The sequence below is a fragment of the Amycolatopsis keratiniphila genome (assembly GCF_000400635.2).
Taxonomy (GTDB): Bacteria; Actinomycetota; Actinomycetes; order Mycobacteriales; family Pseudonocardiaceae; genus Amycolatopsis; species Amycolatopsis keratiniphila.
The window spans coordinates 2,562,686-2,582,784 of record NC_021252.1 but is presented as its reverse complement, the minus strand read 5'-3'; the positions used below and the strand labels follow the sequence as shown (position 1 = coordinate 2,582,784).

The following is a 20,099-nucleotide window of genomic DNA, read 5'->3' as shown; positions in this document are numbered from 1 at the left end:
GACAATTCGGAAGATGAAGATCGACTTCACTCCCTCGCGCCGGTCGACGGTCGGCGCGGAATGGGAACTCGCCCTCGTCGACCGGCGGACCGGTGAGCTCTCGTCGGTCGCGGAACAGGTGCTCGACGCCGTCCGGCCCGACGGACAGGAAGAGCATCCGAAGATCAAGCAGGAACTGCTGCTCAACACCATCGAGGTGATCAGCGGGATCTGCGACACGATCGCCGAGGTCAAGGCCGATCTGAACGACTCGCTCGACGTGGTGCATTCGGTGCTGGACCCGCTGGGCGTCGAGCTGTTCTCCGCCGGGTCGCATCCGTTCTCGACCTGGTACCAGCAGAAGGTCACCGACAAGGAGCGCTACGCCAAGCTCATCGACCGGACCCAGTGGTGGGGACGGCAGATGCTGATCTACGGCGTCCACGTGCACGTCGGCGTCGACCACCGGGACAAGGCCCTGCCGATCCTCGACGCCCTGCTCAAGTACGCGCCGCATCTGCAAGCGCTTTCGGCGTCTTCGCCGTACTGGGGCGCGGAGGACACCGGGTACGCGTCGAACCGCGCGCTGATGTTCCAGCAGCTGCCGACGGCCGGGCTGCCGTTCCAGTTCCGGAAGTGGACCGAGCTGGAGAGCTACGTCGACGACATGTTCACCACGGGCGTGATCGACCATTTCTCCGAGATCCGCTGGGACATCCGGCCCGCGCCGCATTTCGGGACGGTCGAGATGCGGGTGTGCGACGGGTTGCCGACGCTGGAGGAGGTCGGCGCGATCTCCGCGCTGACCCAATGCCTGGTCGACGACTTCAGCGCGCGCCTCGACGACGGCGAGATCCTGCCGACGCTGCCGCCGTGGCACGTCCAGGAGAACAAGTGGCGCGCGGCGCGGTACGGCGTCGACGCGATCGTCATCCTCGACGCGGCGGGCAACGAGCGGCTCGTCACCGACGACACCTACGACCTGCTGAACCGGCTCGAACCGGTGGCCCGGCGCCTGGACTGCGCCGACGAGCTGCGGTCGGTGGAGACCATCCTGGCCTACGGGCCCAGCTACCTGCGCCAGCGCGCGGTGGCGAAGCAGTACAACGGCAGCTTGCGCGCCGTCGTCGCTTCGCTGATCGCGGAGATGCGGGACGGGAAGATCGCGCGTCCCTAGCCGAGGTGCCCCAAAAGGGTGCCCGGGCCGAAGGTCGAAGCGCCCAGTGCCTCGACGCGGGAACGCAGCTCCCGGTCGGCGGTCACCACGACGACGTGGTCGTCCGGGCCCGCGGCACGGGCTTCACGCGTGACGGCGACGATCGTGTCGTCGCCTTCGCCGTCGGCCTCGACGACCTCGACACCCGGCACCGGCTCGACTCCCCGCGCCTTGCCCTCGACGACCAGCACGACCTTCGGCCACCACGACCATCCGCCGCCCCCGGGCAGGGCCGGATCGACGAGCCCGGTCTCGGACAGGGGCACCAGCTTGTCCCGCAACCGTTCCGCGGCGCCGCGCCGGTCACGCCACCAGCCGTCCGGCCGCGATCCGACGACGTTCGCGCCGTCGACCACCAGTACCAGCCCGCGATCCAAGTGTTCCCTCAATCCCGGCCACGCCGCCGCGAAGTCGCGATGCAGCCGGAAATCGGCGACCTCGCCCGCGTGGACCCATCGCAGTTCCGCGCTCTCCGCGCTCTTCACCCTGGCCGAAAGCGGGCCGATCGGCGCGGCGAGCACCGTGGTGTAGCGCCAGTTCCCGTGGTCGACGTGCGACGCGGCCAGCGGCCGGACCCGGGCGGGCGGGATGTCGGCCTCCTCGTGCGCCTCACGGGTGGCCGCCTCACGCGGGCTCTCCCCCGCCTCGACGGCGCCACCGGGCAGCGCCCAAGTACGTCCATGGTGGACCCACCAGGCCCGCCGCTGCAGCAGGACCCCGCGGGCGGGATCGGACAGCAGCAAGCCGGCCGCGCCGTGCAAACCCCAGTGAAGATGCCCGAAGTCGCACTTCACGAAGCCGTTGCCGTCCTGCCGGGTCACCGCTTCAGCGTGTCACACCGATCTCGGCGCCGGGAGCCTTCGCCGCGTCGGCGGCGAGGGCGGCGGCGCCGACGATCGCCGAATCGTCGCCGTGGTGCGCGGCCCGGATCCGTGCCAGCGGACGGTGCCCGGCGCCGGTGATCTTGTCCGCGTAGTGCTCACGGGCCTCGTCGAGGAACAGCGGAGCCGATTCGGACACGCCGCCGCCGATCACGATGAGCTCGGGATCGAAGACGTCGGCGACCAGCGCCAGCCCCTCGGCGAGCCACTTCGCCAGCTCGGTCATCGCGCGCTGGGCGATCGGGTCGCCGTCGCGGGCGGCCCCGGCGACCCGGCGGCCGGTGACCGAGCCGGGGTCTCCCCTGGTCTCGCGTGCCAGCACGGTCGAGCGACCGGGATGCCGGGCGAGCAGTTCCACCGCCGTCGCCGCCAGCGCCGTCCCGCTGCAGTACCGCTCCCAGCAGCCGTACTTCCCGCACGGGCAGGGCCTGCCACCGGGGACGACGGTCAGGTGCCCGAGTTCCGGCGCGACGCCGTACGCGCCCCGGTAGATCTTGCCGTCGAGCAGCAGTCCCGCGCCGATCCCGGTGCCGAGGGCGATCAGCGCGGCGACATGAGCGCCGCGGGCGGCCCCGAAGCGGTATTCGCCGACCGCGGCGGCGTTCACGTCGTGCTCCAGGGTCACCGGCAGGCCGACCCGCTTTTCGATGCGCTCGGCGACCGGCGCGGCACGCCAGGACAGATGCGGCGCGAACATCACCGTCCGCCGGTCCTTGGCGACGAATCCGGCGACCGCGAGGCCGACGCCGGACACGTCGTGCCGGTTGCGGAGGTCTTCGACGACGCCGGCGATGGCGTCTTCGAGCGCGTCCTCCCCGCTGGGCGTCCCGACCCTGGCGGTGTCCATCAGCGAGCCGTGCTCGTCCACCACGCCGGCGCGCACACTCGTGCCCCCGACGTCCACCCCTACCGTCAGCAACTCAGTTCTCCCGGTCCGGCTGCCAAGCGTCGCGCCTGGTCACCGTGATGTGCTGGACCCGCGAAGCTCCCATCGGCTCATCTTCGGCCGCGGGCTCCTTCCGCGCAGGCTGGAACCCCGGCATGTGCACGCCTGCCTCGGGTTCCCACCGATCGGCGAGCACCGCCCGCAGCAACGCGACGAGCTGCGCGGCCTGCTCCATCAGGCGGGCCACGAACTCGGGCCGTTCCCCGCGGAAGACCCCGACGATCGCGCAGAGCGGGCACCACCCGTCGGCGTCGTGGTCGGTGCAGCCGTGCCCGGCGGAGATCAGGCCCTCCAGCCACGGCGCGGCGTGCTCGACGACCAGTTCGACCAGGAGCCGGATCTCTTCGGCCAGTTCGAGCGGCTTCGATCCGGTGTACTCGTTGTTCTCGCTCACCCGGGTCCCCGGTTCCCGGCCAGGCTCACGACCAGGCCGTGCGCGTCGGATTCCGCACCGGTGATCCGGCACGGGCGCAACATCTCCGGCAGCGCGATCAGCCGCCGGAAACCATCCACGGTGACGGCGAGATCATCGTCCACTCTGGCCAGGTCCACTTCGGAATCGAGGTGCAGAGGCACCGCGATGCGCAGCTCGTAGCCGCCGTCCGATTCGGACACCTGCAGCAGCGGGGTCACCCCTTTTTCGTTCCCTGCCAAGGGATCCAGCCCTTGGTAAAGCTCATACGCGATTTCCTGCAGAGCTTCGAGCCCCACCGGCTCGACGGCACGATGCTCGACGGGTTTCACCTGTCCCGGCCCGAAACCGGCGTCGGCGAGTTCGGCGAGGACGGCGTTCTGCTGGGTGCGCCGGGTCCGCATCCACGTGGCCGCGGCGCCGCGCCAGAACCCGGGCGCGGGCATGAGCCGGTTGACGATCAGGCCGTCGACCGAGATTCCGCGCAGGGCAAGGGAACTGAGCGTGCGGCGGGCTTCGGCGACGACGACGCGCTCCGGTGTCAGCACGAGCCGCACGGTGGTGGTGGCCGGATCGGTCAGCAGCGTGCGCAGCGACTCCAGATGCGCGCCGAGCCGCCGCACCGCGGCCGCCGTCCGCCGCGCGCCCGGTTTGAACATCCTCGACAGGTAGCCGGAGACGGCTTCGGGCAAGGCCAGCAGGCGCAGGGTTTCCGCGGTCGGTCCACAGTCGACGACGACCGTCTCCCAGGGACCGTGCTCGGCGAGACGCTGGACTTCGGTGAGGGCGAGGAGTTCGTCCACGCCGGGCACCACGGTGAGTTCCTCGGCGTCGAGCGAGTCGAGGCCCACTCCCGCGAGCGCGGTCTGCAGTTCCCGCCGGAGTTCGCGCCAGGTGCTGTCGACGAGGCCGCGGGTGTCGATCTGGGCGGCGTGGAGCAGCGTGTCCACTTCGGACGGTTCACCGCCGAGCGGGCGGCCGAAGGCGTCACCGAGGGAATGCGCCGGGTCGGTCGAGACCACGAGCGTCTTCCTGCCCCGCCCGGCCAGTGCCGCCGCCGTCGCCGCGGCCAGCGTGGTCTTGCCGACACCCCCCTTGCCGGTGAACAGCAGGATCCGCATGCCTACCCTTCGACTCAGGATGCTTCAGCGCGCTTCTTGAGCTCCTTGAGCGCGGTGTCCATGACCATCTTCTCGGCCTTGCGGCGCAGCAGCCCGATCATCGGCAGCGCCAGCTCGACGGACAGCGTATACGTGACCTTGGTGCGTCCGCCGCCCAGCGCTTCGAGGGCGTAACGGCCGTTCTGCGCCTTCTGCATCTGGCCCTTGACCAGGTGCCAGCTGACTCCGTGGCCGTCGGCGTCCCAGTCGTACTCGAGGGTGTAGACGTCCTTGATGGGTCCGGCGTCGAGGGTGAGTTTCACCTGCTTGGCGCGGCCGTCGGCGTCCTCGCCGAGCACCTCGGTCTCCCGGACGGCCTTGGCCCATTCCGGGTACGCGGGAAAGTCGGCGATGACGGCCATGACCCGCTCGGGCTCGGCGTCGACCTCGATGGATTGCGTGGACTGCTCGGCCATGAACGCAGCCTAGCCGGAGCCGAGGGTCACCAGCGCAGCACGTACGGCTGTGCGGTCTCTTTGAAGTGACCGACGTTACGGCATTCGGTCCTGCCGAGCCTCGTCCTCGGGGTCAGCGGCTGGTGGACGTGCCCGAAGACCGACCAGCGCGGCCGCTGCTCGCGGATGAGGTCCACCAGCGCCGCCGAGCCGATCTCGGACCGCCGCGCGATCACGTCGTAGGTCAGTTCCGGGACGGCGGGCGGGATGTGGGTGCACAGGACGTCGACGTTCTCCAGCCCGGCGACCGCGGCGTCGTACTCCTCGCGGGTGCGCAGGTACGGCCGCCAGAAGCCGTTGCGGCGCGGGACCACGTTCGGCGGGAGCAGCGCGCCGCCGATGAACCCCAGCCGCAGGCCGCCGAACTCGGCGACCTCGCCGTCGAGGACGGTGATGCCGTCGCCGGCGAACTCCGGCCACAGCGAGGGGTCGTCGACGTTGCCGGGGGTCGCGAACGTCGGCGCGGTCAGCGCGCCGAACAGGACGCCGTACTGGTCGTGGATCGCCTCGCCGACGGCGGCGGCCGGATCGGCCAAAGTGGCCCACAACGATCGCGAGAAGGCAACGGTCTCATCACGAGTGCCCTCACGCCGCAGGCGCGCGAACTCGCCGACCTTCTCGGCGCCGAACAGCGCGCCCATGATGCCCTTGTCGTGCTCGCGGTAGTCGACGAAGTCCAGCAGGTCGCCCAGGACGACCAGCGCGTCGGCGCCGTCACCCGCGCGTTTGAGCGCGTCGGCGTTGCCGTGCACGTCCGACACCACGTGAACCCGCATGCTCTCCCCTGTGCTCCCCGTGCCTACTGAGCCCGGGGGCCGACCCCGGGCTCCCGCCCGTCCTCCAGGATCTCCTTGAGCCCGAGCGCGATCGCCTTGGCGGCACGGGCACGGCGGTCGAACTCGCGGCGCAACTCCCGTGGTGCCAGGCCGATCGGCTCCCCGCCGGGACCGGCGGGGGTGGCGCGCAGGAAGTAGTGCAGCAAGGTGCCGTCGAGCACCGGCTCGAGCCAGACCTCCATCGTACCGATCAAGGCACCGCGCACGGTCCAGCGCAATCCCTGGTCCCCGCGGTCGGTGTAGACCTCTAGGACGAGGTCCGGCCAATAACGTGACCAAGATCGCGGATCCGCGAAAGCGGCGGCCACGGTGGAGGGCGGGACCACGAGGAAGGTCTCGTCGACGATGTCGAGAGCTGGCGGCGCCTGGTTCACAGCGGCAGAATGTCATGCCCTGGGTATGGCCGATTCGTCAGCATGGTCTTAAGGTGCACGGCACGCTAAGTTGACTGGCGGGTAACACCGGTCACACCACTTGCACGCGAACACGGAGGTTCCTCGTGCGCGAATACAGCGCCCCCGCCGCCACTCCGGTGACCGACGACGAAAATCTCGCCGACGTCGTCTGGGCGAACGCCGAGCGGTTCTCCGATGTGGTGAGTTTCCGCCGTCAGGTCGACGGTACCTGGTTGGACGTCACCGCCAAAGACTTCGCCGCCCAGGTTCTGGCCGTGGCCAAGGGAATGGCACAGGCGGGCATCGCTCCGGGCGACCGGGTCGGGCTCATGTCGAAGACCCGCTACGAATGGACCCTGATCGACTTCGCGATCTGGGCCGCCGGCGCCGTCACCGTCCCGATCTACGACACCTCGTCGGCCGAACAGGTCCACTGGATCCTCTCGGACTCGGCCGCGAAGGCCGTCTTCGTCGAGACCGACGAGCACGTCGCGACGCTGGAAACCGTCAAGGGCCGCCTCGACGCGCTGGAGCACACCTGGCAGATCGAGGCGGGCGCCGTGGACCAGCTCACCGAGCAGGGCGCCGACCTCGGCGACGACGACCTGCACGAGCGCCGCCGCACCGTGAAGGCCGGCGACCTGGCCACGATCGTGTACACCTCGGGCACGACCGGCCGCCCCAAGGGCGTCGAGCTGACCCACCGGAACCTCCTCGCCGAGATCCGCGCCGACATCGCCGCGTTCCCGCAGCTGATGGAGCAGGGCAACTCGCTGCTGGTGTTCCTGCCGCTCGCGCACGTCCTCGCGCGCGCCATCGCGGTGACCGCGCTCAGCGCGCGCGTGACCCTCGGGCACACGTCGGACGTCAAGAACCTCGTCGCCGACCTCGGCACCTTCCGGCCGACGTTCGTCGTCGCCGTGCCGCGCGTGTTCGAGAAGGTCTACAACGGCGCGAAGCAGAAGGCGCACGGCGACGGCAAGGGCAAGATCTTCGACGCCGCCGAAGCCACCGCGGTCGCGTACAGCCAGGCGCAGGACACCGGCGGCGCCGGGCTGGGCCTGAAGGTCAAGCACGCGCTGTTCGACAAGCTGGTGTTCAGCAAGCTCCGCGCGGCCCTCGGCGGCCGGTGCGTCGCCGCGGTGTCCGGCGGTGCCCCGCTCGGCGTGCGGCTGGCGCACTTCTTCCGCGGCATCGGTGTCCCGGTGTTCGAGGGTTACGGCCTGACCGAGACCTCCGCGGCGGCCTGCGTCGGCACCCAGACCGGGTTCCGCGTCGGCACCGTGGGCCGCCCGGTCGCCGGCACTTCGGTCCGGATCGCCGAAGACGGCGAGATCCTGCTGAAGGGCGACGTCGTGTTCGGCGGCTACTTCAACAACCCCGAAGCGACCGCCGAAGCGCTGGAGGACGGCTGGTTCCACACCGGCGACCTCGGCGAACTGGACGACGACGGGTTCTTGAAGATCACCGGGCGCAAGAAGGAGATCATCGTCACCGCGGGCGGCAAGAACGTCGCCCCGTCCGGGCTCGAGGACACCATCAAGGCCAGCCCGCTGGTCAGCCAGGCGATGGTCGTCGGCGACCAGCGGCCGTTCATCGGCGCGCTGATCACCATCGACGAGGAGTACTTCCCGTCGTGGAAGTCGCAGCACGGCAAGCCCGCCGACGCGTCGGTGTCCGATCTGGCCGACGACGCCGAACTGCGCGCCGAGATCCAGACGGCCGTGGACCAGGCCAACAGCGCGGTGTCGCAGGCCGAGGCGATCAAGAAGTTCACGATCCTCTCGAAGGACTTCACCGAGGCGGGTGGGGAGATCACGCCGAGCCTGAAGCTGAAGCGCAACATCGTGAACAAGAACTACGCGACCGACATCGAGGCCCTGTACAAGAAGTAGCCTTTCGCGCGTGAAGGCCCCCTTTCCTCGGCTGAGCCGAGGGAAGGGGGCCTTCACGTACTTCTGGCTACCAGTTCTGGTAAGTCCCGGTCTGCGGTCCGTTCGCGTTCGCGTCCTTCACGAGACCCCGGAAGCCGGCGCCACCCTTGTTGCACAGCGACTGCGTGTTGACCGAGACGCCGGTGGCGTTGGCGCGCTGCACATCGTCGTCGATGAGCATGCCGCCGCTGACCACCTGCAGGATCACCTCGTCACCGATGCGCATGCTCTTGCCCTGCGCGTGGATGCACCCGTTGTCGTTGTTACGCCACAGGTACACCTGCCTGCCGAACGAGCTCGCATAGCCCACCTGCGTGTACGTGGCGGCGTGTGCGGCCGGCGCGCTCACCACGGCCAGCCCCGTCACCGCGAAGGTGGCGAGCAGGAGCGCACGAACCTTGTTGTACATCATTAACCCCCCAGGGTGATTTGGTCGGTACGCCGCGTACCGTACTGATGATCGACAAGCGTCACCCGGAAATCTCGCGACGTATGACCGGCATCACAGGGCTGGTTCACCCGGTGATCTTCGCGTCCCACTCGATGTGGTGCCGATAAAGCCAATTCCGGTCCCGATCGGACGTCGTGCTCGCGGACACCGCCGCGCTGCTCGCCACCAACTGCTCCACCCGCGCCCGCCGCAGCCGCTCGTAGGCCGCGAAAGCCGTTGGCGCGTCAGGAAGATCCCGCAAGCACTGGGCCAGCACGACACTGTCCTCCAGCGCCATCGACGCCCCCTGCCCCGCGGCGGGCGACGCCGCGTGCGCCGCGTCGCCGACGAGCACCATCGACTCGGTGAACCACACCGGTGTCGAGGGCACGTCGTAGGAATGTCCGCCGAAGACCTCGTCCCCGGTGGACTGGATGATTTCCGCGGCGGGCAACGGTTCCCCGTCGAAAGCGGCGAAAGCGGCCGCGCGCCATTCGGCCGGGGTCAGGCCGGAGCGCACGCCTTCGGCCGTGGGAAGCCGCGCGAACCAGTACGTCGAGCCGTCGGGAGTGCTGGTGTAGCCGAAGTAGGCGTGCAGGCTTTGGATCATCCGATAGAGGGAAGGCGCCTGCGGGATGCTCGTGTCGGTCGTGTAGCCGTAGACGACGTCGAGCCCCGTCGAACGCGGCGGCGGGCAGTCCGGGTCGATGATCGTCCGGACGACCGACCGCAGGCCGTCGGCGCCGATGAGGATGTCGCCCTCGGCCACGGAACCGTCCTCGAACCGGGCGATCCCCGGCGAGGCGGAAACCAGCCGCTTCCCGCGTTCGAAGGTGATCCCGCGCGAGATCACCTCCTCCTGCAACGCGCGGTAAAGCGCCGCCCGCTTCATCGTGCGCGGCCCGGCGAGGCCGTCGATGTCGAAGGAACGCCGATCGACGGTCCGCCCGTCCGGCGTCACGAGTTCCAGGCCCGCCGCACCGAACGAAATGTCGATCACCGGTGCCTCGGCGCCGATCGCGCGCAGGGCGTCCATGCCGTTGTGCATGATCGTCAGGAACGCGCCCGCGTCCTCGCCGCCGGACGGGTACGCCTCGTGGACGCTCGCCTCGATCCCGGCCCGGTGCAACGCCATCGCGGTCACCGTGCCGGAGATGCCGCCGCCGATGATCACAGCCTTCACCGCGTACCCCCTGTCGTGTCGCCGGCCCTCGACGGTACCGGGAAACGGCGACACGACAGAGGGAGATCACGCGCCGCCGCTGGCGACGATGTCGCCGTTGACGCCCTTGGGGAAGAACCCGCCCTCCTTCACCGCGCCCGGGTTCAGGTAGACGACGTTCAGCACGCGGTCGGCGCCGCGGCCGAAGCAGATGCCGTTCTGGTCGGTCGGCACGATGTTGGCCTGGTTGCCGAGCAGGACACCCTGGTCGTCGTCACCGGGGCCGTCGAGGGCGTCGCGCGCGTTGGAGATCTTGGCGGCCGCGTCGCCGAGTTCCCGGTCGAACAGCGCGGTCCGGATGGTGGCGGCGTGGTAGGCCTCGGCCGCCAGGATGCCCGCGGCCGCGTCCAGGAACGTCTTGTTGGTGATCAGCGGCGCGGCGCCCTTGTAGGCCGTCACGCCGACGTCCTCGAACAGGAACGCCGCCAGCAGGAAGTTCTTCTCGCTGGCGAACGGGTCGAACTGCTGGTACTCGCTGATCAGCCCGGCGGCGCGAGCGGCGGCTGTGAAGCTGTTCTTCAGGTCGATTTCGGGTCGCGAGACCGCGGCCTCGCCGAGCGCCCCGCGCAGGAATTTGACGTGCGCGACCTCGTCGCCCGCGATCTCCTTCGCGAACTGGTGCAGCGCCTTGTCGTGGAACATCACCTTCTTGCCGCCGGAGACGCCGCCCTGGGTGCCGGCGCCACCGGTGAGGTCGTCCGGCAGCCCGCGGCCGTGGACGGCGAAGGAGTAGAACTCGGCTTCGAGGTACTCCAGGTTGAGCGCGAAGTTGAGCACGGCGGCGTCGCTGGGAGCACCCGCGGCGGCAGCGGCGGCGTCACCCGTGGCCGAAGCCGACGAAGTGGCCTGGACCCCGAGGTAGGTCGCGCCGACCACACCGAGCCCCGCCGCGCCCGCGGCCTTCAGGAACCGGCGGCGATCCGTGGGGTTCTCCGCGCTGCGGGAGATCAGGGTACGAACGAAGGGCTTTCCGAACACGAGTGGTTCCTCTCGTCTTTGCGGTGCACACCCACCCACTCGGACGTTCGGAACCACCCGTGACCCGGATTGGAGAAGATCTCGAACTTATTTCTTCGCTGCCGCGGCAAGGCGAAGAGTGACTGTGTCACGCCACGCTCCTTGTCGAGGGCTCTGGTGAACCTGTATTCGCTTACCCACCCGGCCTGACCTTGATCAACCCCTCGACGATGCAGGAATTAGGACACTCAACGTCCCGATTCCTACATCGTCGGCACCTGGCCTGCCGAGCTTCCGACGCCCCGAGAGTCTCGCGACCCTCGACATTCGCCCTGCTCAGGAGCCGCTCTAACCGTCTTACCACTGACGCCCCGCGTCGGGCACCTGAAGTACGTGACGCTCAAGTACGTGAAGGCCCCCTTCCCTGCGCCAGGCGCAAGGAAGGGGGCCTTCATGTACTTCTGTGTGGTTGCTGGTGCAGGTGACGAAACAGCCAAAGTCCAACAGGTACTCAAGGCACCCTTGGTTCCAACTCGAAACGCCACTCCCGAGACTCGACCGGCGACGTCACCAAGCCACCGGTCACCTTGCCTTACGGTTGCCTATTTCTTCGTCGCCGCGGCAAGGCGAACGCAGACCGCGAGACCGCGGATGGCCTCTTCCACCTCGGCCAGCTCGGGGTACGTCGGCGCGATGCGGATGACGGCGTCCTCGGGGTCGTCGCCGTACGGGTGGGTCGCGCCGGCGGGGGTCAGGGCGATACCCGCCTCCTTGGCCAGCCGCACGACCTCCTTGGCGGTCCCGGACGGCACGGTCAGCGAGATGAAGTACCCGCCGGTCGGCTTGGTCCAGGACGCGAGGCCCGATTCGCCCAGTTCCTTGGTGAGGATCTCGTCGACGGCCGCGAACTTCGGCCCGATGAGTTCGGCGTGCTTGCGCATGTGCTCGCGGACGCCGTCCTCGTCGCGCAGGAACTGAGCGTGGCGAAGCTGGTTGACCTTGTCCGGGCCGATGGTCCGCTTGCCGATGAGGCCGGTCCACCAGGCCAGGTTCGCCTCGGACGCGCCGAAGAAGCCGACACCGCCACCCGCGTAGGTGACCTTCGAGGTGGAGCCGAAGACGAACACGCGGTCGGCGTTGCCCGCCTCGGTGGCCAGCGCGAGCAGGTCGGCCAGCGGCGCCTCGTCCTCGGTGAGGTGGTGCACGGCGTAGGCGTTGTCCCAGAAGATCCGGAAGTCCGGGGCGGCCGTGGTCATCGTCGCCAGGCGGCGCACGGTGTCGTCGCTGTAGGTGACACCGGTCGGGTTGCTGTACTTCGGCACGCACCAGATGCCCTTGACCGCGGCGTCCTCGGCGACGAGGCGTTCGACGACCTCCATGTCCGGGCCGGTCTCGGTCAGCGGCACCTGGATCAGCTCGATCCCGAAGCGCTCGGCCAGCGCGAAGTGGCGGTCGTAGCCCGGCACGGGGCACAGGAACTTGACGCTCGGCTCGTCGGCCCAGCGGCGCTCGGCGCCCGGGAGCTTGCTGAGAAAGGCCTGCACGATCGAGTCGTGCATCAGCTCCAGGCTGGAGTTGCCCGCGGCCAGCAGCTGCTCGGCCGGGACCTGCAGCGGCCCGGCGAAGATGCGGCGGAGCTCGGGCAGGCCCTTGAGGCCGCCGTAGTTGCGGACGTCCGTGCCGTCCTCGGCCTTGCGCACGTCTCCGGGGAGGGCGAGCAGCCCGTCGGCGAGGTCCAGCTGACGAGGGGACGGCTTGCCGCGGGTGATGTCCAGGGAGAGGCCACGGTCGACGAGGGCCGCGTAGTCGCGGCGGGCGCTCTCGACATCGACAGGTGCAGTGGTCATGCCTAACGCTAAACCCGGCGGCGGTCCGGCGTGAGACGAGGGTGGCCCTAGCCCCGCGCGCACATGATCCGATAACGGTTCCGGCGCGTTTTTCAGCAATCGTAACGAGGCCTAATCCCCTATTGACGGCGCCGCCGTTCCCGCATTCTCGGTAGCGCGAGGGAAAGGGGAGGAAATGGGACCGAAGAAGTGGTTGACGGCGACCTTGGCGGCGGGCGCGCTGGCCTCTTGCGCGGTACCGAATCAGGGAACCGCGCTGCCCGCCGTCACGGTGGCCGTTCCCCCGAACACGATCGTGATCCAGCCACCCGCGGTGGCGGCGCCGCCGCGAACGGTCTATGTCACCCCCTCGGTTCCCGTGGCGCAAACGGTGATCGCCTTCTACGACGCGATCAACCGGCGTGATTTCCTCACCGCGTGGAATCTCGGTGGGCAACGGCTGGCGAAAGGCGGCACTTATGCCTCGTGGTCCAGTGGATACGCGACGACTTCGTGGGCCGACGTCACCGTGCGGAGCGTGAGTGGGAACACCGTATACGTCGACCTTTCGGCCCGGCAGACCGACGGTTCACTCCGCACTTTTTCCGGTTCTTACACCGTTTCCGACGGCGTGATCACCGGAGCGAAGATGAAACGCCTCTCCTAGAGCGGAGTGAGCTGGGAGATCTTCCACCGGCCGTCGATCCGCACCGCCGTGACCGAGAGCTGGGACACCGAAGACTGCGGGGCGCCACCGCCCGCGGTGAGCGTCTGCTGGTCGAGGAACAGCAGCACCTCGGCCTGGTCTCCGCGCAGGGAGCGGACGCCCAGCGACCGCACCGTCGTCGTGCGCACCAGCTTCCCTTCCTCCGCCCGCTTCCGGGCCGACGCGAACTGGTCCCGGTACTGCCCGGTCGCCTCGCCGGTCAGCACGTCGGCGGCGGCCCGCTCGGTGCGCGCGAGGTTGCTGTAGTCGTAGGAGAACACGGCCTTCACCCCGGCGCCGACCTGGTCCGCGACCTCGGCCGTGGCGGCCTGGTCCACCAGCGCGGCGTTGCCGTCCGAACCCAGCGAGGACGCCTGGAGGCCGAACCACACCGCGCAGCCGGTGGCCAGCACGATGATCGCGAGCAGGATCCGCGGGACGCGTCCGGTCATGAGCCCGCCGCCTGGACCGCGCCGACCTTCCAGCCGTCCTCGACGCGCTGGTAGTCCACGGTCAGCCTGCTCACCTTCGGCACGGCCGACCCGCCGCCGGTGCTGACCCGCACGTCCAGCACGGCCATCAGGCGCGCCGTCCCGGCGGCGGCGTCGAGTTCGGTGACCGCGGCCTGCTTGAGCTTCGCGGTGGCGACGGTCTTGCTCGCGGTCGCCCGGTCGATCTGGATCTGCCGGTCGCCGGTGAGGTCCTTGCCGAGCCGTCCGGTGGTGACGCCGAGCCAGCGGTCGACGTCCTTCGCCCCGCTGCGGTAGTCGATCGTGTTGAGCACTTCCAGCTGGCCGGACGCGGCGGCGAGGACGGCCTCGCGCTCCCGGCCCCTGGCCAGGCCGTCGTCACCCGCGGCGCGCCACCACGACCAGCCGGACCAGGCGGCCGCGAGGACCGTCAGCGCGGCCACGACGGTGAGGGCGCGGGTGAGCATCACTTCCCGCCCAGCAACGCGCCGAGCCCGCCGGGCGCTGATCCGGTGAGCAGGCTCAGCACACCCGGCAGCTGGGCGGATTCCGCCGCCTGCGGGGTCTGCTTCGGCCGCTCCGGGACCGCCGGTGGCTTCCCGGCGTACGGGGCGTTCTGCGAGCCTCGCACGCCTGTGGGACTTCCTGGCGGCTCGGCGCAGTACGCCTGGGTGTTCACCGGTGCTTCGGTGGTGTCGTTGGCGGGACGCTGCTTCGTGCCCTCGTAGCCCTTCGTGCACGAGACCGGGTCGAAGAAGTTGAACACGACGCCGAGGTGGCCGGTGCCGTCCGGCGACGTCGAACGCGAGAACGCCGAGATGATCGGGTACGCGACCAGCAATTCCTCGATGGCGTCGGTGCGGGCGGAAGTGATTTGGGCGGTCGTGAGCGTGTTCGCGAACAGCACCCCGAGGTCGGTCCCGGACACCGCGAGCACGTCGCTGATCTGGCGGCTCAGCTTCGGTGCCTCGTCGATCACGCGCCGCAGATCCGGGTCGGAGGTCTTCAGCTGCGCGGCGATCGTCTTGAGCCCGCTGGAGAACTGGGTGATGTTGTCCGCCTGCCGCCGCTGCGTGTCCAGCACCGTCCGCGAGTTGGCGAGCAGGCCCTGGGTTTCGGGCAGGTACTGCGTCGCGGTCGCGGTGAGCGAACCGGTGCTGTTCAGCAGCTGCCGCAGATCCGGGCCGGCGTTCGCGAACGCCTCGTAGGTCTCGTCGACGACGGTCCGCAACGATTCCGGCTTCACACTCGACACCAGTTTGTCCAAATTGGACAGCACGGTGTCCGGGGCGAGCGGGATCGAGGTCTTGTCGCGTTTGATGACCGAACCCTCGGCCAGGTACGGCCCGTTTTCGTGCATGGGCAGCAGATCGACGTACTGCTCCCCCACCGCCGACCGGTTCGCGACCGCGGCCTTGGTGTCGGCGGGGATCTTCGGCGCGCCCGAATCGATGTCGAGGCCGAGGTCGATGCCGTGTTCGGTGAGCGTCATCGACGCGACCTTGCCGACCGCGACGCCGCGGTAGGACACCTCGGCGTTGACGAAGATCCCGCCGGAGTCCACGAGCTGCGCGGTGACGAGGTAGCCGCGGGTGCCGAAGAGCCGGTCCAGCCCGGCGTAGTTGCCGCCCGCGTAGACGACCGAAACCACCGCGATGACGACGAAAACCGCCAGCTGGATCCTGATCTTGCGCGTGATCACCGGCCACCTCCCAGCAGCGGCCCGAGGATCCCGCCGAGCACGCCGCCCAGCACGTCCCCTTGCGCGGCCGGAGGCGCTTGCGGGAGGTCACCGGGCAACGGCAGCACCGGCGGGGCGGCACCGCCAGAGAACGGGATAGCCCCGGGCGTGCCGGTTCCCTGGGTGCCCGGCAGCTGGATGATCGGCTGCGACGAGTTGTTCATGTTCTCCAGGAAGGTGTCCAGGTTCAGGTCGATCTTGGCCTCGACGTTCGCGTAGTCGCCCTTGATCACGTTGCCCGCGTAGTCCGGGAACGGATACGTGAGCAGGATCCGCAGCGCCGTCGGCAGGTCCTGGCCCGCCTCGGTCAGCTTCTTCAGCGTGGGCTGCAACGCGCGCAGGTTCGCGACCAGCGTGTCCTTGCTCGCCTTGATCGTCTCGGTCGCGACCCCGGAAAGGGTGTTCAGCGACTGCAGCATGCCGACGAGCTGATCCCGTTGCTCGGTCACGACCTTGAGCCCCGGCGAGAGGTTGTCGAGCGCGTTCGTGAGGTTCTGCGTCTGGCCGGCCAGGGTGTTGGACAGCCGGTCGAGACCGTCGATGGCGCGCAGGATCTCACCCTTGTGCCCGTTGAGTTCGGTGGCCAGCTTGTCCACCCGGGACAGCAGGGAGCGGACCTCGGCCTCGTTGCCGGTGAGCGCTTCGTTGAGTTCGTGGCTGATCTTCTGGATCTGTTCGACCCCGCCGCCGTTGAGCAGCAGGGAAAGCGCGCCGAGGACCTCTTCGACCTCGGGGTTGCGGTTCGTGCGGTCCAGCGGGATCTTCGCGCCCTCGGCGAGCGTTCCTTCGGGCTTTTCGGGGGCGTGCAGGTCGACGAACTTCTCCCCCAGCAGGCTCGACTGCCGCAGTTCGGCACGCGCGTTCGCGGGCAGCGCGATGTCGCCGTTGACCACCATGCTCACCCACGCCGAACGCGTGTCCGGCGCGAGGTCGATCTTCTCGACGCGGCCGACCGGGACGTCGTTGACCTTCACGCTCGCCTGCGGCACGAGGTCCAGGACGTCGGAGAACTGCGCGGTGAGCCGGTACGGATGGTCGCCGAGATCCGCGCCACCCGGCAAGGGAGTGTTGTACAGCCCCGAAAACCCGCCGTCACTGCAGCCGGCGAGCACGAGGACGCCCGCCATCACCCCGGCGATCTTCTGCCGCTGCCGCCTCATTTCGGGAGTCCTTTGGTCATCACGTCGACCAGCGGGAGCGGCAACGGCGGCAGTTCACCGCTCTGCAGCGAGGCCAGCACCTGCGGGACCGACGGGAGTTTCAGCGTGCCGTCGAGGACGGGCGCGAGTTGCTTGCAGATGTTGCCCAGCGCGTCCGGGATCGGTTTCGGCGTGCTCGCGCTGATCAGGCGGCACACGGTCAGGATCGGCGGGTGGGTCAGCTCGTTCAGGTTGTCCCGCACCGCGATCGTGCCGGACGCGGCGTCGTAGGAGTTGATGAAGTTGGTCGCCCCGGTCGGCGCGATGTCGATCACCTCGGCGAGCGAGGCACGCTGGTCCACGAGCACCTTCGTCAGCCCGGCCAGCTTGTCCACATTGGACGAGAGCAGCTCCTTGTTCTCCGCGACGAACTTCTCGACGTCGCCCATCGCCGTCGCCAGTGAGCTCAGCGCGGAGCCGACGTCGGCGGAGTCCGCGGCCAGGAACCCGCTCACGTCCGCCGCCCGGCGATAGAACTCGTTGAGCTGCTTGTCGCTTTCGGCCAGCGCTCCGGTGAAGGAGTTCAGATTCTGCACGGTGGTGAACAGATCACCCTTGGAGCTGTCCAGCGTCTTGGCCAGTTCCGACAGCCGCGTCACCGTGGTGTTGAGGTTCTTCCCGTTGCCGGCGAGGTTCGCCGCCGCGGTGTCGAGCACGCCGGACAGCGCGCCGTCCTTGTTGGCACCATTGGGCCCGAGGCTGGTCGAGAGCTTGTCGAGGCTCGTGTAGAGGTCGTCGAGTTCGGCGGGCGTCGCCGTCTTCTCCTTGGCGATCACCGTGTCCGTCGCCATTTCGGGGCCGCTCTCGTAGGCCGGGGTCAGCTGGACGTAGCGGTCGCTGACCAGGCTCGGCGCGACGACGACGGCGCCCGCGTCGGCCGGGATCGGCGTGTCGGCGTCGATCCGCATGTCGACCCGGACCGCCTCGCCCTGCGGGGTCACGCCGGTGATCTCCCCGACCTTCACCCCGAGCACCCGGACCGACGAACCCGCGTAGAGCCCGACGGTCTTGCCGAAGTAGGCGCTGATCCTGGTCCCGCCCGGTTCCTTGAACGCCAGCCACAGCCCGGCGGTCAGGAGCAGCACGAGGACGCAGGCGAACGCGACCCAGTCGTAGACCGTGCGGGTGCGAGTGCTCATCGTCCGCCCACCCCCTGGTTCGGCGCCGCGATCGGCGGGGTGCAGCCCTCCGGGTTCACCTGGAACGCGCCCGCGATGATCGTCGGCGGCAGCAGGCCGCACAGGTAGCCCTCGAACCAGCGCCCGTTGCCGGTCGCGTTGGCGCCGACGCGGGCGAACGGCGCCATCAGCGCGAGGCTGCGGCTGAGGTTGTCCTGGTTGCGCTGCAGGATGTCGGTGACCTTGCCGAGTTTCTCCAGCGTCGGCTTCAGCTGTTGCCGGTTGTCGGCGACGAGACCGGACAGCTGCGCGGAAACCTGTTGCGTGCCCTTGAGCAAGGTGCTGATCGCGTCCTTCCGGTTCTGCAGTTCGGCGAGCAGGAGATTGCCGTCGTCGAGGATCCGTTTCAGCTGCGCGTTGCGCTCGGACAGCGTCTTGGAGACCTTGCTCGTGTTGGCCAGCAACGACTTCAGGTCACTGTCGCGTGAGGACACCGTCTTGGACAACGCGGAAAGCCCGCCGAGGGCGTCCTTGAGGTACTGCGGGCTGTCCTTGAGCGCGTCGGACAGGACGGTGAAACTCGTCGCCAGCTGCGCGGTGTCGATCTCGCCGACCGTGCCCGACAGCTCCTGGAACGCGTCCTGCAGTTCGAACGGCGTCCGCGTGCGATCGAGCCCGATGGTGGTGTTCGGGTCCTGATTCCCCTTGCCCTTCGGCGTGAGCGCGAGGAACTTCTCGCCCAGCAGCGTCTTGATCTCGATCGACGCCGCGGTCGCGTCGCCGACCCGCACGCCGGAGACCCGGAACTTCACCAGCACCTTCTTGCCGGCGAGCTCCACCGAACTGACCTGCCCGACCTTGACCCCGGCGACCTGGACTTCGTTGTCCGGCGCCAGCCCGGCCGACTCGCCGAAGTACGCGGAGTACGTCGTCCCGCTGCCGAACAACGGGATCCGGTCGGAGAAGTACGTCGTCGCCGTGATCAGCACGATCAGGATCAGCGTCACGCCGCCGACCACGGCCTGGTTGCGTTCCTTGAGCGGCTTCACGGCCCGCACCTCTCCGGTCGCTGCGTGCCGGGCAGCGGCGTGATCGGCAGTTCGATGTTGAGCGACTTGATGCCGATGCTGCCGGAAATCCCGCACAGGTAGTAGTTGAACCAGCTGCCGTAGCTCAGCGTCCTGGTGAACTTCTGCAGGTTGCCCGGCAGCACCCCGAGGAGATGGTCGAGCAGCTGTTCGGAATCGCCGAGGTTCTGCGACAGCGCGCCGAGCTGGGCGACGTCTTCCTTGAGCGCGGGCCGCGCGTCGGCGAGCAGGCCGGTCGTGGCGACGGTGAGATCGCCCAGCGCCTTGACCGCTTCCCCGATCGGCCGGCGCTGCTCGGAAAGCCCGGTGACCAGCTGCTGGGTCTGGTCGATCAGCTCGCCCAGCTGCGGCGAGCGTCGCTCGACCGTGCCGAGCACGGTGTTGAGGTTCGCGATGACCTCGCCGATGATCTTGTCCTTGCCCGCGATGGCCGACGTGACCGACGCGGTGTGCGCGAGCAGGCTGGTGATCGTGCCGCCCTCGCCCTGGAAGACCTGGATGATCTCGTAGGACAGTTTGTTGACGTCCTCGGGGTTCAGCGCGCGGAAGAGCGGTTTGAACCCGTTGAAGAGCACGGTCAGGTTCAGGGCGGGTTTCGTGCGCTCGGGCGGGATGATCCCGCCGCGCGGCAACGACTTCTCGTCCCCGATGTCCGTGCCGAGCGAGAGATACCGCTGCCCGACCAGGTTGCGGTACTTGATGGTCGCGGTCACCGAGGCGGGCAGCCGGTGCGAGGTCTGGACGTCGAAGTGGACCTGGGCGAAGTTCCGTTCGCCCTCTTCGACCTCGATCTTGCCGACCTGGCCGACCTTCACGCCGACGATGCGGACGTCGTCGCCCTCCTTGAGACCGGACGCGTCGGTGAACTTGGCCGTGTAGCCCGAGGTCTCGCCGAAGTTGGTGTTCGCGATGGTGGCGCCGAGGATCGCGGTGAGCAGCACGGTCACCACGGCGAAGACGAGGATCTTGACCAGATCGGGGACGAAGGACCTCATCGGGTGCCCCTCCCGTCCGCGGTGGGGTGAGCGCGTTGTGAGAGCCACTTTCGCAACGCTGGGTGGGCGAAGGGCCCCATAACCGCATCAGACGCGACGAAAGTTCCCTTCGCCGCATCCTGCGCGGCGAAGG

At 69.0% G+C, this 20,099-nt stretch carries 21 protein-coding genes; 3 read left to right on the top strand and 18 right to left on the bottom strand.

Going from position 1 to position 20,099, the window contains the following annotated elements; all coding sequences use genetic code 11:
* The first annotated feature begins 13 nt into the window (after positions 1-13).
* Positions 14-1,156, top strand: coding sequence for a glutamate--cysteine ligase (locus tag AORI_RS53080; protein ID WP_016332791.1), 1,143 nt, complete (start codon positions 14-16; stop codon positions 1,154-1,156).
* Here the strand turns inward: AORI_RS53080 and AORI_RS53075 are convergent.
* From AORI_RS53075 to AORI_RS53045, 7 genes are read right to left on the bottom strand one after another with little or no spacing between them, the layout of a single operon-like run.
* The gene (locus tag AORI_RS53075; RefSeq protein ID WP_016332790.1) at positions 1,153-2,016 is read right to left on the bottom strand and encodes an NUDIX domain-containing protein; all 864 of its coding nucleotides are present in this window, start codon (positions 2,014-2,016) and stop codon (positions 1,153-1,155) included. The genes AORI_RS53080 and AORI_RS53075 overlap by 4 nt on opposite strands.
* A 4-nt stretch (positions 2,017-2,020) precedes the next feature.
* Positions 2,021-2,980, bottom strand: coding sequence for an ROK family protein (locus tag AORI_RS53070; RefSeq protein WP_016332789.1), 960 nt, complete (start codon positions 2,978-2,980; stop codon positions 2,021-2,023).
* Between the two features lie 16 nt (positions 2,981-2,996).
* Positions 2,997-3,416, bottom strand: coding sequence for a hypothetical protein (locus AORI_RS53065; RefSeq protein WP_016332788.1), 420 nt, complete (start codon positions 3,414-3,416; stop codon positions 2,997-2,999).
* A complete protein-coding gene (locus AORI_RS53060) occupies positions 3,413-4,555 on the bottom strand; it encodes an ArsA family ATPase (protein WP_016332787.1) in 1,143 nt (380 codons plus the stop codon). The genes AORI_RS53065 and AORI_RS53060 overlap by 4 nt, the downstream gene beginning before the upstream one ends.
* A 14-nt stretch (positions 4,556-4,569) precedes the next feature.
* On the bottom strand, positions 4,570-5,010 hold the full coding sequence (locus AORI_RS53055) for an SRPBCC family protein (RefSeq protein WP_016332786.1): 441 nt from the start codon (positions 5,008-5,010) through the stop codon (positions 4,570-4,572).
* 26 nt (positions 5,011-5,036) lie between these two features.
* Positions 5,037-5,825, bottom strand: a complete 789-nt coding sequence (locus AORI_RS53050; protein WP_016332785.1) for a metallophosphoesterase family protein — start codon at positions 5,823-5,825, stop codon at positions 5,037-5,039.
* A gap of 23 nt (positions 5,826-5,848) precedes the next feature.
* The gene (locus AORI_RS53045; RefSeq protein ID WP_016332784.1) at positions 5,849-6,259 is read right to left on the bottom strand and encodes a hypothetical protein; all 411 of its coding nucleotides are present in this window, start codon (positions 6,257-6,259) and stop codon (positions 5,849-5,851) included.
* A 125-nt stretch (positions 6,260-6,384) separates the two neighbouring features.
* Here AORI_RS53045 and AORI_RS53040 point away from each other — a divergent pair, with 125 nt between their 5' ends.
* Complete coding sequence (locus AORI_RS53040) at positions 6,385-8,175, top strand: AMP-dependent synthetase/ligase (RefSeq protein WP_016332783.1); 1,791 nt, start codon at positions 6,385-6,387, stop codon at positions 8,173-8,175.
* Between the two features lie 67 nt (positions 8,176-8,242).
* On the opposite strand, the gene AORI_RS53035 is transcribed toward AORI_RS53040, so the two are convergent.
* From AORI_RS53035 to AORI_RS53020, 4 genes are all read right to left on the bottom strand, one after another.
* Entirely contained in the window at positions 8,243-8,623 is a 381-nt protein-coding gene (locus AORI_RS53035; RefSeq protein WP_016332782.1) for a hypothetical protein, read from the bottom strand.
* 106 nt (positions 8,624-8,729) lie between these two features.
* On the bottom strand, positions 8,730-9,827 hold the full coding sequence (locus tag AORI_RS53030) for an FAD-dependent oxidoreductase (RefSeq protein ID WP_016332781.1): 1,098 nt from the start codon (positions 9,825-9,827) through the stop codon (positions 8,730-8,732).
* A gap of 66 nt (positions 9,828-9,893) precedes the next feature.
* Positions 9,894-10,844, bottom strand: a complete 951-nt coding sequence (locus AORI_RS53025) for a ferritin-like domain-containing protein (RefSeq protein WP_016332780.1) — start codon at positions 10,842-10,844, stop codon at positions 9,894-9,896.
* 581 nt (positions 10,845-11,425) lie between these two features.
* The gene (locus AORI_RS53020; protein WP_016332779.1) at positions 11,426-12,670 is read right to left on the bottom strand and encodes an aspartate aminotransferase type Ic; all 1,245 of its coding nucleotides are present in this window, start codon (positions 12,668-12,670) and stop codon (positions 11,426-11,428) included.
* A gap of 175 nt (positions 12,671-12,845) precedes the next feature.
* Between AORI_RS53020 and AORI_RS53015 the strand changes: the two genes are divergently transcribed.
* Complete coding sequence (locus tag AORI_RS53015) at positions 12,846-13,316, top strand: hypothetical protein (protein WP_016332778.1); 471 nt, start codon at positions 12,846-12,848, stop codon at positions 13,314-13,316.
* Here the strand turns inward: AORI_RS53015 and AORI_RS53010 are convergent.
* From AORI_RS53010 to AORI_RS52980, 7 genes are read right to left on the bottom strand one after another with little or no spacing between them, the layout of a single operon-like run.
* Positions 13,313-13,807, bottom strand: coding sequence for a hypothetical protein (locus tag AORI_RS53010; protein WP_016332777.1), 495 nt, complete (start codon positions 13,805-13,807; stop codon positions 13,313-13,315). The two genes, AORI_RS53015 and AORI_RS53010, sit on opposite strands and share 4 nt — an antisense overlap.
* Entirely contained in the window at positions 13,804-14,292 is a 489-nt protein-coding gene (locus tag AORI_RS53005; protein WP_016332776.1) for a hypothetical protein, read from the bottom strand. Before AORI_RS53005 ends, AORI_RS53010 begins: the two co-directional genes overlap by 4 nt.
* Positions 14,292-15,527, bottom strand: a complete 1,236-nt coding sequence (locus AORI_RS53000; RefSeq protein ID WP_016332775.1) for an MCE family protein — start codon at positions 15,525-15,527, stop codon at positions 14,292-14,294. Before AORI_RS53000 ends, AORI_RS53005 begins: the two co-directional genes overlap by 1 nt.
* A complete protein-coding gene (locus AORI_RS52995) occupies positions 15,524-16,726 on the bottom strand; it encodes an MCE family protein (protein ID WP_016332774.1) in 1,203 nt (400 codons plus the stop codon). Before AORI_RS52995 ends, AORI_RS53000 begins: the two co-directional genes overlap by 4 nt.
* Positions 16,723-17,904, bottom strand: coding sequence for an MCE family protein (locus AORI_RS52990; protein ID WP_016332773.1), 1,182 nt, complete (start codon positions 17,902-17,904; stop codon positions 16,723-16,725). Before AORI_RS52990 ends, AORI_RS52995 begins: the two co-directional genes overlap by 4 nt.
* Positions 17,901-18,932 (bottom strand): MCE family protein, encoded by a 1,032-nt coding sequence (locus tag AORI_RS52985; RefSeq protein WP_016332772.1) that lies wholly within the window; start codon positions 18,930-18,932, stop codon positions 17,901-17,903. Before AORI_RS52985 ends, AORI_RS52990 begins: the two co-directional genes overlap by 4 nt.
* Positions 18,929-19,966, bottom strand: a complete 1,038-nt coding sequence (locus AORI_RS52980) for an MCE family protein (protein WP_016332771.1) — start codon at positions 19,964-19,966, stop codon at positions 18,929-18,931. The genes AORI_RS52985 and AORI_RS52980 overlap by 4 nt, the downstream gene beginning before the upstream one ends.
* Positions 19,967-20,099: the final 133 nt, after the last annotated feature.